The 18,702-nt window shown below is 68.2% G+C and carries 9 protein-coding genes; 8 read left to right on the top strand and 1 reads right to left on the bottom strand.

The features are described 5' to 3' along the window. The first annotated feature begins 555 nt into the window (after positions 1-555). From rpoB to ABT026_RS00895, 3 genes are all read left to right on the top strand, one after another. Complete coding sequence (rpoB, locus tag ABT026_RS00905) at positions 556-4,041, top strand: DNA-directed RNA polymerase subunit beta (protein WP_351110732.1); 3,486 nt, start codon at positions 556-558, stop codon at positions 4,039-4,041. A 103-nt stretch (positions 4,042-4,144) separates the two neighbouring features. Continuing rightward, positions 4,145-8,044 carry a DNA-directed RNA polymerase subunit beta' gene (locus ABT026_RS00900; RefSeq protein ID WP_351110730.1) on the top strand — a complete coding sequence of 1,300 codons (3,900 nt, stop codon included), beginning with the start codon at positions 4,145-4,147 and terminating at the stop codon, positions 8,042-8,044. A gap of 171 nt (positions 8,045-8,215) precedes the next feature. Next, positions 8,216-8,767, top strand: a complete 552-nt coding sequence (locus ABT026_RS00895) for a DUF1707 and DUF4190 domain-containing protein (RefSeq protein WP_351110728.1) — start codon at positions 8,216-8,218, stop codon at positions 8,765-8,767. A gap of 174 nt (positions 8,768-8,941) precedes the next feature. On the opposite strand, the gene ABT026_RS00890 is transcribed toward ABT026_RS00895, so the two are convergent. Beyond that, on the bottom strand, positions 8,942-9,844 hold the full coding sequence (locus ABT026_RS00890) for an N-acetylmuramoyl-L-alanine amidase (protein ID WP_351110726.1): 903 nt from the start codon (positions 9,842-9,844) through the stop codon (positions 8,942-8,944). A 463-nt stretch (positions 9,845-10,307) separates the two neighbouring features. On the opposite strand from ABT026_RS00890, the gene rpsL reads away from it, so the two are divergent. From rpsL to ABT026_RS00865, 5 genes are all read left to right on the top strand, one after another. Next, a complete protein-coding gene (gene rpsL / locus ABT026_RS00885) occupies positions 10,308-10,679 on the top strand; it encodes a 30S ribosomal protein S12 (protein ID WP_003948652.1) in 372 nt (123 codons plus the stop codon). A 2-nt stretch (positions 10,680-10,681) separates the two neighbouring features. Further along, positions 10,682-11,152: a 30S ribosomal protein S7 gene (rpsG, locus tag ABT026_RS00880; RefSeq protein WP_003974303.1), complete on the top strand. Its 471-nt coding sequence runs from the start codon at positions 10,682-10,684 to the stop codon at positions 11,150-11,152. 39 nt (positions 11,153-11,191) lie between these two features. Beyond that, on the top strand, positions 11,192-13,318 hold the full coding sequence (gene fusA, locus ABT026_RS00875) for an elongation factor G (protein WP_351110724.1): 2,127 nt from the start codon (positions 11,192-11,194) through the stop codon (positions 13,316-13,318). Positions 13,319-13,482: 164 nt separating this feature from the next. Beyond that, entirely contained in the window at positions 13,483-14,676 is a 1,194-nt protein-coding gene (tuf, locus tag ABT026_RS00870) for an elongation factor Tu (protein ID WP_351110722.1), read from the top strand. Positions 14,677-15,359: 683 nt separating this feature from the next. Beyond that, complete coding sequence (locus ABT026_RS00865; RefSeq protein ID WP_351110720.1) at positions 15,360-18,506, top strand: glycosyl hydrolase 115 family protein; 3,147 nt, start codon at positions 15,360-15,362, stop codon at positions 18,504-18,506. Positions 18,507-18,702 lie beyond the last annotated feature (196 nt).

Here is an 18,702-nt window from a genome sequence, read left to right as displayed (position 1 = left end):
TCGGCGTTCCAGGGGCCGCCCGGCGGGCTCCTTGCGGTGTCCGTGGCTCGGGGTAAGGTGATCTTCGCCGTGCCCGGGGGAGTCCCGCACGCAGTGCTTTCCGGTGGCCGTGGCAGCGCGCCGCCGGAGAACAGCCGGACGGCGGGGAGCCCTTGACGAACCGCACGCGGCGCGCGATTCTCAGTTCGCGTCGCGACACGATCCGTAATCCGAGGCATGGATCGGCGGCGAAGAGGGCAGTATCACCGTGCGTTGACGGCAGGGGGATATCGCTCCCGCCCGAGGCGTCGTAGACGGTGTCGAGACAAGGTGAGAACAGCGAGGGTCAGCGGCATTCGTGGGGTTCGCGCATACCCGCACTGGACATCAGTGAGCCATGTGGCTACACTGACCCTTTGCGCTGCCTGTTAGCTGCCCCCTGCCCGTCACCAGGGGTCTGCCCCGCTCGAGCCAGGAAGGCCGGACCGTCCCGACCTGGGACGTTGTCCACACTTCCTCTCCTCTGCGGGGGCCGGTACGCGCGTAGTGAGTCCGAGCCCTCGGAAGGACCCCCTCTTGGCCGCCTCGCGCACTGCCTCGACCGCGAATACGAACAACGGTGCCAGCACCGCCCCGCTGCGCATCTCCTTTGCAAAGATCAAGGAGCCCCTCGAGGTTCCGAACCTTCTGGCGCTGCAAACCGAGAGCTTCGACTGGCTGCTCGGCAACGACGCGTGGAAGGCTCGCGTCGAGGCGGCTCTGGAGTCAGGTCAGGACGTCCCCACCAAGTCCGGTCTGGAGGAGATCTTCGAGGAGATCTCCCCGATCGAGGACTTCTCCGGGTCGATGTCGCTGACCTTCCGCGACCACCGTTTCGAGCCTCCGAAGAACTCCATCGACGAGTGCAAGGAGCGCGACTTCACGTTCGCGGCCCCGCTCTTCGTCACCGCCGAGTTCACCAACAACGAGACCGGCGAGATCAAGTCCCAGACGGTCTTCATGGGCGACTTCCCGCTCATGACCAACAAGGGCACCTTCGTGATCAACGGCACCGAGCGTGTCGTGGTCTCGCAGCTGGTCCGTTCCCCCGGTGTCTACTTCGACTCGTCGATCGACAAGACGTCCGACAAGGACATCTTCTCCGCCAAGATCATCCCCTCCCGGGGTGCCTGGCTGGAGATGGAGATCGACAAGCGCGACATGGTCGGTGTCCGCATCGACCGCAAGCGCAAGCAGTCGGTCACCGTGCTGCTCAAGGCTCTCGGTTACACCACCGAGCAGATCCTCGAGGAGTTCGGCGAGTACGAGTCGATCCGCGCCACCCTGGAGAAGGACCACACCCAGGGCCAGGACGACGCGCTGCTGGACATCTACCGCAAGCTGCGTCCGGGCGAGCCGCCGACCCGTGAGGCCGCGCAGACGCTGCTCGAGAACCTCTACTTCAACCCCAAGCGCTACGACCTCGCCAAGGTCGGCCGCTACAAGGTCAACAAGAAGCTGGGCGCCGACGCCCCGCTCGACGCCGGCATCCTGACCGTCGAGGACATCCTCTCGACGATCAAGTACCTGGTGAAGCTGCACGCCGGCGAGACCGAGACGGTCGGTGACAACGGTTCGACCGTGGTCGTCGAGACCGACGACATCGACCACTTCGGCAACCGCCGCCTGCGCAACGTCGGCGAGCTGATCCAGAACCAGGTCCGTACGGGTCTCGCCCGTATGGAGCGCGTCGTGCGTGAGCGCATGACCACCCAGGACGTCGAGGCGATCACGCCGCAGACCCTGATCAACATCCGGCCGGTCGTCGCCTCCATCAAGGAGTTCTTCGGCACCAGCCAGCTGTCCCAGTTCATGGACCAGAACAACCCGCTGTCGGGTCTGACCCACAAGCGCCGCCTGTCGGCGCTGGGCCCCGGCGGTCTGTCCCGTGAGCGGGCCGGCTTCGAGGTCCGTGACGTCCACCCGTCGCACTACGGCCGCATGTGCCCGATCGAGACCCCTGAAGGCCCGAACATCGGTCTGATCGGCTCGCTCGCCTCCTACGGCCGCGTCAACGCGTTCGGCTTCGTCGAGACCCCCTACCGCAAGGTGGTCGACGGCCAGGTCACCGACGACGTCGACTACCTGACCGCCGACGAGGAGGACCGCTTCGTCATCGCGCAGGCCAACGCCCCGCTGACCGACGAGATGCGGTTCGCCGAGGCGCGCGTCCTGGTCCGCCGTAAGGGCGGCGAGGTCGACTACGTCGGTGGCGAGGACGTGGACTACATGGACGTCTCGCCGCGCCAGATGGTGTCGGTCGCGACCGCCATGATCCCGTTCCTCGAGCACGACGACGCCAACCGTGCCCTCATGGGCGCGAACATGATGCGTCAGGCCGTGCCGCTCATCAAGAGCGAGGCCCCGCTCGTCGGCACCGGCATGGAGTACCGCTCCGCGGTGGACGCCGGCGACGTGGTCAAGGCCGAGAAGGACGGTGTGGTCCAGGAGGTCTCCGCGGACTACATCACCACGGCCAACGACGACGGCACGTACGTCACGTACCGCCTGGCCAAGTTCTCGCGCTCCAACCAGGGCACCTCGGTGAACCAGAAGGTCATCGTCAACGAGGGCGACCGGATCATCACCGGTCAGGTCCTCGCCGACGGCCCGGCCACCGAGAACGGCGAGATGGCCCTCGGCAAGAACCTGCTCGTGGCGTTCATGCCGTGGGAGGGTCACAACTACGAGGACGCGATCATCCTGTCGCAGCGCCTCGTGCAGGACGACGTCCTCTCCTCGATCCACATCGAGGAGCACGAGGTCGACGCCCGTGACACCAAGCTCGGCCCCGAGGAGATCACCCGGGACATCCCGAACGTCTCCGAGGAGGTCCTGGCCGACCTCGACGAGCGCGGCATCATCCGCATCGGCGCCGAGGTCATCGCCGGCGACATCCTGGTCGGCAAGGTCACGCCCAAGGGCGAGACCGAGCTGACGCCGGAGGAGCGCCTGCTGCGCGCCATCTTCGGTGAGAAGGCCCGTGAGGTCCGTGACACCTCGCTGAAGGTGCCGCACGGCGAGACCGGCAAGGTCATCGGTGTGCGCGTCTTCGACCGCGAGGAGGGCGACGAGCTGCCGCCGGGCGTGAACCAGCTGGTCCGCGTCTACGTCGCGCAGAAGCGCAAGATCACCGACGGTGACAAGCTCGCCGGCCGTCACGGCAACAAGGGCGTCATCTCGAAGATCCTGCCGATCGAGGACATGCCGTTCCTGGAGGACGGCACCCCGGTCGACATCATCCTCAACCCGCTGGGTGTGCCGTCCCGAATGAACCCGGGACAGGTGCTGGAGATCCACCTCGGCTGGCTCGCCAGCCGCGGCTGGGACGTCTCCGGCCTGGCCGACGAGTGGGCCCGTCGCCTCCAGGCGATCGGCGCCGACGCCGTCGAGCCCGGCACCAACGTCGCCACCCCGGTGTTCGACGGCGCCCGCGAGGACGAGCTGGCCGGCCTGCTGCAGCACACCATCCCGAACCGCGACGGCAACCGCATGGTCCTGCCCACCGGTAAGGCGAGGCTGTTCGACGGCCGCTCCGGCGAGCCGTTCCCGGACCCGATCTCGGTCGGGTACATGTACATCCTCAAGCTGCACCACCTGGTCGACGACAAGCTGCACGCCCGCTCGACCGGCCCGTACTCGATGATCACCCAGCAGCCGCTGGGTGGTAAGGCCCAGTTCGGTGGTCAGCGCTTCGGCGAGATGGAGGTGTGGGCCCTCGAGGCCTACGGCGCCGCCTACGCGCTCCAGGAGCTGCTGACCATCAAGTCCGACGACGTGACCGGCCGCGTGAAGGTCTACGAGGCCATCGTCAAGGGCGAGAACATCCCTGAGCCCGGCATCCCCGAGTCCTTCAAGGTGCTCATCAAGGAGATGCAGTCCCTTTGCCTCAACGTGGAGGTGCTGTCCAGCGACGGTATGTCCATCGAGATGCGTGACACCGACGAGGACGTCTTCCGCGCTGCGGAGGAGCTCGGCATCGACCTGTCGCGGCGCGAGCCGAGCAGCGTCGAAGAGGTCTGACGGGAGTCCGGCGTGGGGCCTGCCCTCTGAGGCCGGCCCCCGCCGATCCCGCGACCCCCGTTTCAGACCACAGACTTACAACCCTGAGAGGGATTGACGCATAGTGCTCGACGTCAACTTCTTCGACGAGCTCCGGATCGGCCTGGCGACCGCTGACGACATCCGTCAGTGGAGCCACGGCGAGGTCAAGAAGCCCGAGACGATCAACTACCGCACGCTCAAGCCGGAAAAGGACGGGCTCTTCTGCGAGAAGATCTTCGGTCCCACCCGGGACTGGGAGTGCTACTGCGGCAAGTACAAGCGCGTCCGCTTCAAGGGCATCATCTGTGAGCGCTGCGGCGTCGAGGTGACCCGCGCCAAGGTGCGCCGTGAGCGGATGGGCCACATCGAGCTCGCCGCCCCCGTCACCCACATCTGGTACTTCAAGGGCGTTCCGTCGCGGCTGGGCTACCTGCTCGACCTCGCCCCGAAGGACCTCGAGAAGGTCATCTACTTCGCCGCGTACATGATCACGTACGTGGACGAGGAGCGTCGTCAGCGCGACCTGCCCTCGCTGGAGGCCCACGTCTCCGTCGAGCGCCAGCAGATCGAGAACCGCCGTGACGCGGACCTCGAGGCCCGCGCCAAGAAGCTCGAGAACGACCTCGGCGAGCTCGAGGCCGAGGGCGCCAAGGCCGACGTGCGCCGCAAGGTGCGCGACGGCGCCGAGCGCGAGATGAAGCAGCTCCGTGACCGCGCCCAGCGCGAGATCGACCGCCTCGACGAGGTGTGGAGCCGCTTCAAGAACCTCAAGGTCCAGGACCTCGAGGGCGACGAGATGCTCTACCGCGAGCTGCGTGACCGCTTCGGCACGTACTTCGACGGCTCGATGGGCGCCGCCGCGCTGCAGAAGCGGCTGGAGTCCTTCGACCTCGAGGAGGAGGCCGAGAAGCTCCGCGAGATCATCCGCACCGGCAAGGGCCAGAAGAAGACCCGTGCGCTCAAGCGCCTCAAGGTCGTCTCCGCGTTCCTGCAGACCAGCAACAGCCCCAAGGGCATGGTGCTCGACTGCGTGCCGGTCATCCCGCCGGACCTGCGTCCGATGGTGCAGCTGGACGGTGGCCGCTTCGCGACCTCCGACCTGAACGACCTGTACCGCCGCGTCATCAACCGCAACAACCGCCTGAAGCGGCTTCTCGACCTCGGCGCGCCCGAGATCATCGTGAACAACGAGAAGCGCATGCTCCAGGAGGCCGTGGACGCGCTGTTCGACAACGGCCGTCGTGGCCGGCCGGTCACCGGTCCGGGCAACCGTCCGCTGAAGTCCCTGAGCGACATGCTCAAGGGCAAGCAGGGCCGTTTCCGGCAGAACCTGCTCGGCAAGCGTGTGGACTACTCCGCGCGTTCCGTGATCGTCGTCGGTCCGCAGCTGAAGCTGCACCAGTGCGGTCTGCCGAAGGCGATGGCGCTGGAGCTCTTCAAGCCGTTCGTGATGAAGCGCCTGGTCGACCTGAACCACGCGCAGAACATCAAGAGCGCCAAGCGCATGGTCGAGCGCGGCCGCACGGTCGTGTACGACGTGCTCGAAGAGGTCATCGCGGAGCACCCGGTTCTGCTGAACCGTGCGCCCACGCTGCACCGCCTCGGCATCCAGGCCTTCGAGCCGCAGCTGGTCGAGGGCAAGGCCATCCAGATCCACCCGCTCGTCTGCACCGCGTTCAACGCGGACTTCGACGGTGACCAGATGGCCGTCCACCTGCCGCTCTCCGCGGAGGCGCAGGCCGAGGCGCGCATCCTGATGCTCTCCTCGAACAACATCCTCAAGCCCGCCGACGGCCGTCCGGTGACGATGCCGACCCAGGACATGGTCCTCGGTCTGTTCTTCCTCACCACGGACGCCGAGGGCCGCGGGCCCAAGGGCGAGGGCCGCTCGTTCGCGTCCGTCGCCGAGGCGATCATGGCCTTCGACGCCGGTGAGCTCTCGCTCCAGGCCGAGGTGGACATCCGCTTCCCGGTGGGCACCATGCCGCCCCGCGGCTGGACCCCGCCGGCCCGCGAGGAGGGCGAGCCCGAGTGGCAGCAGGGGGACTCGTTCCGTCTGCACACCACGCTGGGCCGCGCGCTCTTCAACGAGCTGCTGCCCGAGGACTACCCCTTCGTCGACGAAGAGGTGGGCAAGAAGCAGCTCTCCGAGATCGTCAACGACCTCGCCGAGCGCTACCCCAAGGTGATCGTGGCGGCGACGCTCGACAACCTGAAGTCGGCCGGTTTCTACTGGGCGACCCGTTCCGGTGTCACCGTGGCCATCTCCGACATCGTCGTCCCCGACGCGAAGAAGGAGATCGTCGCTTCGTACGAGGCCAAGGACGAGAAGGTCCAGAAGCAGTACGAGCGCGGTCTGATCACCAAGGAAGAGCGCACCAACGAGCTCATCGGGATCTGGACCGAGGCGACCAACAAGGTCGCCGAGGCCATGAACGAGAACTTCCCGAAGGTCAACCCGGTCTCGATGATGGTGAACTCGGGCGCGCGAGGCAACATGATGCAGATGCGTCAGATCGCCGGTATGCGTGGCCTGGTGTCCAACGCCAAGAACGAGACGATCCCGCGTCCCATCAAGGCCTCGTTCCGTGAGGGCCTGTCCGTGCTGGAGTACTTCATCTCCACCCACGGCGCCCGTAAGGGTCTGGCGGACACCGCTCTGCGTACCGCCGACTCGGGTTACCTCACCCGTCGTCTGGTGGACGTCTCGCAGGACGTGATCATCCGCGAGGAGGACTGCGGCACCGAGCGCGGCCTCAAGCTGAAGATCGCCGAGCGCGACGAGGCGGGCGTCTTCGCCAAGGTCGGCAACGTGGAGACCTCGGTCTACGCACGCTGCCTCGCCGAGGACATCGTCGTCGACGGCAAGGTGCTCGCCCCGGCGGGCGTCGACCTCGGTGACGTCCTCATCGAGCAGCTGGTCCGCGCCGGCGTGGAGGAGGTCAAGACCCGCTCGGTCCTGACCTGTGAGTCCGCCGTCGGCACCTGCGCCATGTGCTACGGCCGCTCGCTGGCCACCGGCAAGCTGGTCGACATCGGTGAGGCGGTCGGCATCATCGCCGCCCAGTCCATCGGTGAGCCCGGCACCCAGCTGACGATGCGTACCTTCCACACCGGTGGTGTGGCCGGTGACGACATCACCCAGGGTCTGCCGCGTGTCGTCGAGCTCTTCGAGGCCCGTACCCCGAAGGGTGTCGCCCCGATCTCCGAGGCCGCCGGCCGCGTGCGGATCGAGGAGACCGAGAAGACCAAGAAGATCGTCGTCACCCCGGACGACGGCAGCGACGAGATGCCCTACCCCATCTCCAAGCGCGCCAAGGTCCTGGTGTCCGAGGGCGACCCGGTCCAGGTCGGCCAGCAGCTGACCATGGGTGCCACCAACCCGCACGACGTGCTGCGCATCCTCGGCCAGCGTGCGGTCCAGGTGCACCTGGTCGGCGAGGTCCAGAAGGTCTACAACTCGCAGGGCGTGTCGATCCACGACAAGCACATCGAGATCATCATCCGGCAGATGCTGCGCCGCGTGACGATCATCGAGTCCGGCGACGCGGAACTGCTGCCGGGCGAGCTGGTGGAGCGCTCGAAGTTCGAGACCGAGAACCGTCGTGTGGTCCAGGAAGGCGGCCACCCGGCCTCCGGCCGTCCGCAGCTGATGGGTATCACCAAGGCCTCGCTGGCGACCGAGTCGTGGCTGTCGGCGGCGTCCTTCCAGGAGACGACCAGGGTCCTGACGGACGCGGCGATCAACGCCAAGTCCGACTCCCTGATCGGCCTCAAGGAGAACGTCATCATCGGTAAGCTCATCCCGGCCGGTACGGGTCTGTCCCGCTACCGCAACATCCGGGTCGAGCCGACCGAGGAGGCCAAGGCCGCCATGTACTCGGCGGTGGGCTACGACGACATGGACTACTCGCCGTTCGGCGCCGGCTCCGGCCAGGCGGTGCCGCTGGAGGACTACGACTACGGTCCGTACAACCAGTGAGCGAACCGCGCTGAGCGGTAGGTCCGCGTGACCTGAGGGCGGTCACCCCCGTGGGGGTGGCCGCCCTTCGGCGTGTCCCGGCGATGGACCGCACGGGGGAATTCGGGCGGGGAGGGAACCAGGAGCCCCGCGGCGGGCGTTTTACCGTCCAAGGAGAGGGGTGGTGCCGATATGTCCATGCAGCCCTGGTCCCCGTACGCGGGTGGCAGTCCGATGCTGGCGTCGACGGCCGACCGCGAGCGCGCGGTCGACGTGCTCCGCGCCGGGTACGCCGAGGGGCGGCTCGGCAAGACCGAGTTCGAGCAGCGGGTGGCCCGGGCCTACGCGGCCCGCACCCAGGCGGAGTTGTCCGGCCTGGTCGCCGACCTGCCGCAGGGGCCCGTCTCCGCCCCGCCCGCGGTGCCCTCCTACGGGCCGCCGCCCGTGCGGGGCCCCTTCGGCGCGCCTCCGCCGGTCCTCGGGGCGGCCCCCTACCCGGGCACGACCAACAGCAAGGCGACAGCGGCGATGGTGCTCGGCATCCTCGCGGTGATGTCCGCGGGGCTGACCAGCATCCCGGCGGTCGTGCTGGGGCACCAGGCGCGCTCGGAGATCCGCGCCTCGGGCCAGCAGGGCGACGGCTGCGCGGTGGCCGGCCTGGTGCTGGGCTGGATATGGATCGCCGGGTGGAGCGTGTACTGGCTGGTGGCGCTGATCGGCGCGGTGGCCTGGTCGGCGCGGTGAACCGATCGTCGCGGTGAGCCAGGCGTCGCGGTGAACTGATCGGTGCGGTGAGCCAGGCGTCGCGGGGCGGCGGCGCGTGCGGTGCCGCGGCGGGGGAGTGGTGCGGGGCGGCGGTGGGGGGTGGCCGCGTCACGGGCGGGCCCGTGCGCTACTCCGGTGCGGCGGGGCCGCGCGTCACGCCTGGACGGTGAACCCGTGCTCCGCGCCCAGCCGGCTCAGGGTGGACATGCCCGGGATGCCGTCCGCGTCGGCGCCCGAGTAGCCGCAGCGCCGCTGCCAGGCGGCGTAGGCGGTCACGGTCTGCGTGCCGTAGTGGCCGTCGGCGTACGCCGCGGTGAGCAGCCCCTCGGCCACCAGGGCCCGCTCCACGGTCTTCACGCCCTCGTAGGTGACGGGCGTGCCCGAGGCGTCCGGGTCGGTCCGTGCGGCCGTCACGAGCCGCGAGAGGTCCACCACAGGCTGCGCGGGCGGGGTCGGGGCGGCCTGGCCGAGCCGGGAGGCGATGCGCTCCCGCATGCCGGCCATGGAGAAGCCGCGGGGATCGATCTTGGTGTTGGTCCACTCCTTGTGGCCGATCACCGACCGCGCGCTCCACCGGTGGGCGCGGCAGATCGCCGCCGCGGCCGCCTCTATCGCCTCCAGCTGCGCGGCGGGCCAGGGATCCTTGCCGTCGCCGAGATTGACGCATTCGAAGCCGTAGAAGCGGGCGTTGCCGTCGGTGTTGTTCTCGTTGGGCGCCGGCAGCGCCGCCGATTCGGTGACCACGGCGCGCAGCACGTCGTCGTCGCCCAGCCCGGCGTGGTTGGCGCGGCCGTTGCCGACCAGGTGGACGGTGCCGTCCTTGGCGATCACGCCGTGGCAGAGGGGGCCGGGGAGGTCCGAGCGGCCCTCGAAGCACAGGCGGACGGTCGCGTCGGTGCCGGAGGTCACCGTGTGGTGGATCATCACGCCGTTGACCGGGCCCCATGCTCCCTTCGAGTTCCGGTTGTTGGTGCGCCAGCCGGAGTGCTCGACCACCTTCACGCCCTCGTTCCGTAGTGCTCTGACGAGGGCGTCGGCGGTCAGAGGTGAGGCCATGGTGCAGTTCCCTTCGCTCGTGTCCTTGCGGGGGTGTCCCTGCGCCTCTCATTCCCTCTGCCGTGCGTATCAACAGATGTGCCGGTGTTCGATCGTGCGTTCTCGCCGCCACCCGCGGGGGTGGCCTCCGCTCCGTCCGCGGGGCGCGCGCGGGGCGGCGGCGAGGGGCCCGCAGGACCGCGCCGGACCGGCGGGGGCGACGCCGCGGCGGGGCCCTGGCCAGCCCCGGGGCATTTGTTTTGACCACGGCGTATGCGGTAGGTACGCTCAGACCTTGTGCCTGGGGTGTGCCCTGGCCTCCTTGCGTGCCTTTCCACCGCAAGGGGAGTCCGCATCGGCCACCGTGATCCGTGCAGCTCTCCGCCTGACGGCGTAGGTCCGCGGGATTCGACACACCCGACCGCGTGGGTCGGCGATGTTCCAGGTTAGCTTCACCATTCGGCACACAGAAACCGGAGAAGTAGTGCCTACGATCCAGCAGCTGGTCCGGAAGGGCCGGCAGGACAAGGTCGAGAAGAACAAGACGCCCGCACTCGAGGGTTCCCCTCAGCGCCGTGGCGTCTGCACGCGTGTGTTCACGACCACCCCGAAGAAGCCGAACTCGGCCCTGCGTAAGGTCGCGCGTGTGCGTCTGACCAGCGGTATCGAGGTCACTGCTTACATTCCGGGTGAGGGACACAACCTGCAGGAGCACTCGATCGTGCTCGTGCGCGGCGGCCGTGTGAAGGACCTGCCCGGTGTTCGTTACAAGATCATCCGCGGTTCCCTCGACACCCAGGGTGTCAAGAACCGCAAGCAGGCCCGCAGCCGCTACGGCGCCAAGAAGGAGAAGTAAGAATGCCTCGTAAGGGCCCCGCCCCGAAGCGCCCGGTCATCATCGACCCGGTCTACGGTTCTCCTCTGGTGACCTCCCTGATCAACAAGGTGCTGCTGAACGGCAAGCGCTCCACCGCCGAGCGCATCGTCTACGGCGCCATGGAGGGCCTTCGCGAGAAGACCGGCAACGACCCGGTCATCACGCTGAAGCGCGCTCTCGAGAACATCAAGCCGACCCTCGAGGTCAAGTCCCGCCGTGTCGGTGGCGCGACCTACCAGGTGCCGATCGAGGTCAAGCCCGGTCGCGCCAACACGCTGGCCCTGCGCTGGCTGGTCGGTTACTCCCGCGCCCGTCGCGAGAAGACGATGACCGAGCGTCTGCTCAACGAGCTTCTCGACGCCTCGAACGGCCTCGGTGCGGCCGTCAAGAAGCGCGAGGACACGCACAAGATGGCCGAGTCCAACAAGGCCTTCGCGCACTACCGCTGGTAGTCGCAGACCCCATCGAGACCGAGAGAAGACTGAAGCCTTATGGCTACCACTTCGCTTGACCTGGCCAAGGTCCGCAACATCGGGATCATGGCCCACATCGACGCGGGCAAGACGACCACCACCGAGCGGATCCTGTTCTACACCGGCGTCAGCTACAAGATCGGTGAGGTCCACGACGGCGCCGCGACCATGGACTGGATGGAGCAGGAGCAGGAGCGTGGCATCACGATCACCTCTGCTGCCACCACCTGTCACTGGCCGCTGGAAGACGTCGACCACACCATCAACATCATCGACACCCCGGGTCACGTCGACTTCACCGTCGAGGTGGAGCGCTCCCTGCGCGTGCTCGACGGTGCCGTGACGGTGTTCGACGGCGTCGCCGGCGTGGAGCCCCAGTCCGAGACGGTGTGGCGTCAGGCCGACCGTTACGGCGTTCCGCGTATCTGCTTCGTGAACAAGCTGGACCGTACCGGCGCGGACTTCTTCCGCTGCGTTGACATGATCGTCAACCGCCTGGGCGCCCAGCCGATCGTGATGCAGCTGCCGATCGGCGCCGAGGCCGACTTCGTCGGCGTCGTCGACCTGGTCCGCATGAAGGCCCTCGTCTACTCGCCCGAGGCCACCAAGGGCGAGATGTACGACGTCGTCGACATCCCGGCCGACCTGCAGGAGCAGGCCGAGGAGTACCGCGCCAAGCTGGTCGAGGACGTCGCGGAGAACGACGAAGAGCTGATGGAGATGTACCTCGAGGGCACCGAGCCCACCGAGGAGCAGCTCTACGCGGCGATCCGTCGTATCACCATCGCGTCCGGCAAGGGCGGCGGCACCACCGTCACCCCCGTGTTCTGCGGCACCGCGTTCAAGAACAAGGGCGTTCAGCCCCTGCTCGACGCCGTCGTGCGCTACCTGCCGTCGCCGGTCGACATCGAGGCGATCGAGGGCACGGACCCGAAGGACGCCGAGACCGTCGTCAAGCGGAAGCCGTCCGACGACGAGCCGCTGGCTGCCCTCGCCTTCAAGATCATGAGCGACCCGCACCTCGGCAAGCTCACCTTCGTCCGGGTGTACTCGGGCCGCCTGGAGTCCGGCTCTTCGGTGCTGAACTCCGTGAAGGGCAAGAAGGAGCGCATCGGCAAGATCTACCGCATGCACGCGAACAAGCGTGAGGAGATCGACTCGGTGGGCGCCGGCGACATCATCGCCGTCATGGGTCTCAAGCAGACCACGACCGGTGAGACGCTGTCGGACGACAAGGCCCCGGTCATCCTGGAGTCCATGGACTTCCCGGCGCCGGTGATCCAGGTCGCCATCGAGCCCAAGTCCAAGGGTGACCAGGAGAAGCTGGGTGTCGCCATCCAGCGTCTCGCGGAGGAGGACCCCTCCTTCCAGGTTCACTCGGACGAGGAGACCGGCCAGACCATCATCGGTGGTATGGGCGAGCTGCACCTCGAGGTGCTGGTCGACCGTATGCGCCGTGAGTTCAAGGTCGAGGCCAACGTCGGCAAGCCGCAGGTCGCGTACCGTGAGACGATCCGCAAGGCCGTCGAGCGCGTGGACTACACCCACAAGAAGCAGACCGGTGGTACCGGTCAGTTCGCCAAGGTGCAGATCGCGATCGAGCCCATCGAGGGCGGCGAGGCGTCGTACGAGTTCGTGAACAAGGTCACCGGTGGCCGCATCCCGAAGGAGTACATCCCTTCGGTGGACGCCGGTGCGCAGGAAGCCATGCAGTTCGGCATCCTCGCCGGTTACGAGATGACCGGCGTGCGTGTCATCCTCATCGACGGTGGCTACCACGAGGTCGACTCCTCCGAGCTCGCGTTCAAGATCGCGGGTTCGCAGGCCTTCAAGGAGGCCGCACGCAAGGCCAGCCCCGTGCTGCTCGAGCCGATGATGGCCGTCGAGGTCACCACGCCCGAGGACTACATGGGCGAGGTCATCGGCGACATCAACTCCCGCCGTGGTCAGATTCAGGCCATGGAGGAGCGCGCCGGCGCCCGCGTCGTGAAGGGCCTGGTCCCGCTGTCGGAGATGTTCGGCTACGTCGGCGACCTCCGCAGCAAGACGTCGGGTCGCGCGAGCTACTCGATGCAGTTCGACTCCTACGCCGAGGTTCCGCGGAACGTCGCCGAGGAGATCATCGCGAAGGCCAAGGGCGAGTAACTCCACCGAGTTCCACGCTTTAGGCTTGACTCCGTGCCTCCAGGGGCATTCCGGCGCGAACCGAGAGGAACGTGCCGGGGTGCCCCGAGGGGCCGGGCATTCCAGCAAAGATCACCTGGCGCCGATGAAGCAAGGCGTTCAGAACCACTCCCAGGAGGACCCCAGTGGCGAAGGCGAAGTTCGAGCGGACTAAGCCGCACGTCAACATCGGCACCATCGGTCACATCGACCACGGTAAGACGACCCTCACGGCCGCCATTACCAAGGTGCTGCACGACGCGTACCCGGACCTGAACGAGGCCACCGCGTTCGACAACATCGACAAGGCTCCTGAGGAGCGCCAGCGCGGTATCACCATCTCCATCGCGCACGTCGAGTACCAGACGGAAGACCGGCACTACGCCCACGTCGACTGCCCGGGTCACGCGGACTACATCAAGAACATGATCACCGGTGCCGCCCAGATGGACGGCGCGATCCTGGTGGTCGCCGCGACCGACGGCCCGATGCCGCAGACCAAGGAGCACGTGCTCCTGGCCCGCCAGGTCGGCGTTCCGTACATCGTCGTCGCCCTGAACAAGGCCGACATGGTGGACGACGAGGAGATCCTGGAGCTCGTCGAGCTCGAGGTTCGTGAGCTCCTCACCGAGTACGAGTTCCCGGGCGACGACGTTCCGGTCGTCAAGGTCTCCGCTCTGAAGGCGCTCGAGGGCGACCAGAAGTGGGCCGACTCGGTTCTCGAGCTCATGAAGGCCGTCGACACCGCGATCCCGCAGCCGGAGCGCGACGTCGACAAGCCGTTCCTCATGCCGATCGAGGACGTCTTCACGATCACCGGTCGCGGTACGGTCGTCACCGGCCGTATCGAGCGTGGTGTCCTGAAGGTCAACGAGACCGTCGACATCATCGGCATCAAGACCGAGAAGACCACCACCACGGTCACCGGTATCGAGATGTTCCGCAAGCTGCTCGACGAGGGCCAGGCCGGTGAGAACGTCGGTCTGCTCCTCCGTGGCATCAAGCGCGAGGACGTCGAGCGCGGCCAGGTCATCATCAAGCCGGGTTCGGTCACCCCGCACACCGAGTTCGAGGCCCAGGCCTACATCCTCGGCAAGGACGAGGGTGGTCGCCACACCCCGTTCTTCAACAACTACCGCCCGCAGTTCTACTTCCGTACGACGGACGTGACCGGCGTCGTGACCCTCCCCGAGGGCACCGAGATGGTCATGCCGGGTGACAACACCGAGATGAAGGTGGACCTCATCCAGCCCATCGCCATGGAGGAGGGCCTGAAGTTCGCCATCCGTGAGGGTGGTCGTACCGTGGGCGCCGGCCAGGTCACCAAGATCGTCAAGTAAGTTCCCTTGCCTGACGGTCACTCGATGACCTGAGCTCTTGTGGCTCAAGGAGGGCCCGCACGACATCACGTCGTGCGGGCCCTTCGGCGTTCCCGCACCCGTTGCCGTACCCGTTCCCGTCGTCCCGGCCCCTCTCGTGGGCCCTCACAGGTCTCTCCGGTCCCGCTGGGCTCCCCGAGGGCCCCTTCCCGTCCGTCGGCGGTTCTCGGCCGCGCACGGGGAGCTTCTCGCGTCGCGGCCGGGGGGCTTTCAGCCCGCTTCCTGCCGCCCTCCCTGCCGTCCTTCTCGCCGCGGCCGGCGCAGGCGGGTGCATCGTTTTCGCCAAGTTCCCGGCTCCCCGTTTCCCGCGCTTCCGCTGCGGACCCGGAGGGCCGCAGTGCGCCCGACGGGCGTGATCGTTGCAGGTCACGGCCGGTTTGCGGCGGGCCCGCAGGCGTTGCGGCACGTTGCGGAAGAAATCCCGCGACTTTCGCGCCGTCTCGTGGCCGATTTCGAAAACCGGCGCTCCCCGTGCCCTGGCGGGAGGGCGCCCTCGCGGTCGTTTCCGCCTGCGATTTCCGGATCTTCCCGGTCGTGTTCGCGTATCGAAAGTTTTCGTTGCTCCCGACCCGTTGTCGTGCTCCCGTCCCTGCCCCAACATTTGTCAGGCCGGTTACCAAATTCAGCCGAGAAGTGGGTGAGCCATGCGCGGGAACGTCAGCCGTAGGTCGGTTCTGGGAACAGGGGCGGCCGCGGGCCTGGTGGCACTCCCCCTGGTCGGCGGTGGGGCCGGTACCGGGTACGCGGCCCAGGGTGACGCGGAACGCGGCGCGGCCGGAGGGGGGCCGCGCCGCACCGACTCGGGCGCGTACATCACGTTCCAGCCGGAGGCCGGCGCCTTCCCGCTGGTGCGCAAGGGGCACGCCGCCCCGGTGATCGTGGACGCCGACGACTTCGCGGGCGTGGTCCGGGTCGCCGCGGACCTGCGCGCCGACGTCGAGCGGGTCAGCGGCGTGAAGCCGGCGTCGCGCGCGGGGTCGGCCCGTGAGGTCGTCATCGTCGGAACGCTCGGCCGCAGCGAGCTGGTGGACAAGCTCGTCGCGTCCGGGAAGCTGGACGTCTCCCGCATCCGGGGGAAGTGGGAGACCTCCCAGCAGACGGTGGTCGAGCGCCCGATGCCCGGCGTCGACCGCGCCCTGGTGATCGTGGGCAGCGACCAGCGCGGCGCCATCTACGGCGCCTACGACGTCAGCCGCGGCATCGGCGTCTCCCCCTGGTACTGGTGGGACGACGTCGTGCCGGTGCAGCGCCGCGAGATCTACGTCAAGGCCGGTTCCTGGACGCAGGGCACCCCGAAGGTCAAGTTCCGTGGTGTCTTCATCAACGACGAGAACCCGAACCTCGGCACCTGGGCGCCCCAGTTCTTCGGTCCGGGCAAGGCGCCGGGCTTCGACGGCGGCTTCAACGCCGCGTTCTGGGAGAAGGTCTTCGAGGTCCTGCTCCGCCTGAAGGGCAACTACCTGTGGCCGGCCGTGTGGGGCCGCGCGTTCGCCGAGGACGACCCGGAGAACCACGCCCGCGCCACCGCCTACGGCGTGGTCATGGGCACCTCGCACGAGGCCCCGATGATGCGCGGCATCGAGGAGTGGAACCGCCACGCCAAGGCCGCCGTCCGCGACTCCGCGGGCAACATCACCACCCCCGGCTCCGACCCCTACGGCGGCACCGGCGAGTGGTCCTTCCGCCGCAACCGCGCCGCCATCGAGGCGTACTGGCGCGACGGCATCAAGCGCATGAAGGAGCAGGGCTACGAGGGTGTGGTCACCCTCGGCATGCGCGGCAACGGCGACGTCAGCCTGCCCGACGGCGACGGCATCGAGCTGATGCACGAGATCATCAGCACCCAGCGCGGGATCATCAAGGAGATCCTGGGCTCCGAGACCGCGGTGCCGCAGGTGTGGACGCTCTACAAGGAGGTCCAGCGGTACTGGGCCAAGGGCCTGCGCGCCCCCGAGGACGTCACGGTGGTGTTCTGCGACGACAACTGGGGCAACATCCGCAAGCACCCGGACCCGGCCGAGCCGTACCGCTCGGGCAACTACGGCGTGTACTACCACTTCGACTACGTGGGCGGCGGCCGCAACTACAAGTGGGTCGACACCACGTCCCTGCCGAACATGTGGGACCAGCTCCACCAGGCCGTCTCCTACGGCAACCACGGCCTGTGGGTCGTCAACGTCGGCGACCTGAAGGGCAACGAGCTGCCCACGCAGTTCTTCCTCGACTACGCCTGGAGCCCCAGCCGCTGGGAGCTCGACGAGATCGGGGAGTGGGAGCGGAACTACGCCGAGCTGCACTTCGGCAAGGAGCACGCCGAGGCCATCGCCGCGGTGCTGTCGCGCTACGCCCACCTGCAGCAGCTCCGCAAGCCGGAACTGCTCAACCGGCGCATCACGCTCGACCCCACCAAGGACCTGGCCACCGACAACTCCGCGGTCGTCTACGACGACAAGCAGACCCCGTTCTACTGGGGCGAGCTGGAGCGCGTCACGCAGGACTGGCGGGAGCTCGCCAAGGAGACGGCGCGGATCGGGCGCAAGCTGCCCGCCTCCGCCCAGGACGCCTGGTTCGAGCTGGTCGGCTACAACGTCCTCGCCACCGCCAACGTCTACGACCTGCGCGAGGCGGAGTTCACCAACATCCACTACGCCGGCCAGGGCCGCGCGGCCACCAACGCGCTCGCCGACCGCGCCGAGGCGGGCCTGCAGGAGGACTTCCGCCTGCAGGACGTCTTCAACACGCAGATCGCGGACGGCAAGTGGAAGGGCTTCCAGCTCCAGCCGCACATCGACTACGGCGACATCGAGCGGTACGGCCCCAACGCGCCGTGGCAGCAGCCCGAGGTGAACAACGTCGCGATCAAGGACGTGCTCTTCCCCGCGGTCAAGCGCATCGAGGTCCCCGACACCGCCGAGATGGGTGTCGCCGTCTCCGGCTCGGAGAAGTGGTGGCCGGCGGCGGAGACGGAGGCCGTCCTCCCCGAGTTCAGCCCGTACCGCACCGGCGACGACGCCTTCATCGAGATCTTCAACCGGGGCACCCGGTCCTTCGCCTACACGGTCACCTCGTCCGCGCCGTGGCTGCGCGTGGAGCGCACCCGTGGCACGGTCGGCACGCAGGTCCGGCTGACGGTGTCGGTGGACTGGCACCGCGCGCCGGCCGGGCGCAGCGAGGCCGAGCTCACCGTGGAGGGCGCCGGCGCCACCGTCACCGTGAAGGCGGTCGCCGACCACACCTCGGCGCGGGGTCTCAAGGGCTTCGTGGAGGCGGGCGGTTACATCGCGATCGACGCCGAGCACCACAGCCGTGCCGTCGCCACCAAGGACGCCGGGTGGCTGCGGATCGACCGCATCGGCCGCAGCTCCGCGGGCATGACCCCGACCCCGGTGACGGCTCCCACCCAGACCCCGGGCAGCGGCCCGTACCTCGAGTACGACGTGACGGTCCTGACGCCGGGCGAGGTCACCGTCTGGGCCTACCTGTCGCCGCGCAACCCGACCCTCCCCGGCACGGGCCTGCGGTACGCGGTCTCGTTCGACGGCGACGCCCCGAAGACCGTCGACATCACCGCCGCGACCGGTGCGGACGACGGCGGCATGAACAAGCGGTGGGAGCGCAACACCTCCGACAACGTCAACCGGACGCCCACCAAGCACACGCTGACGGCGGGCACCCACAAGCTGCGGTTCTGGATGGTCGACCCGACCGTCGTCCTGCAGCGCCTGATCGTCGACACCGGCTCGCTGCCGACGACCTACCTCGGCCCGGTGGAGAGCCGCCGGGTCCGCTGAGACCAGAGGCGCCGACCTGGGGAGGTCCGGCGCCTCTACCCCCCACATCCCCCACACCACAGCCCGGCCGCGTCCTGCGGCCCGGCGATCCCGGCGTCACCGTCGGCGGGGGCAGTGCTGCCGGCGGGCAGCACTGCCCCCGCCGGGGCCGCCGTCCTCGGCACCACCGCCGTCCCGGCGCGGGTGCCGCAACGCT

It is taken from the genome of Streptomyces sp. NPDC002734 (genome assembly GCF_040295685.1).
In the GTDB taxonomy this organism is placed as follows: domain Bacteria; phylum Actinomycetota; class Actinomycetes; order Streptomycetales; family Streptomycetaceae; genus Streptomyces.
The sequence above is the reverse complement of the archived record's forward strand: the minus strand, read 5'-3'. Positions and strand labels throughout refer to the sequence as shown.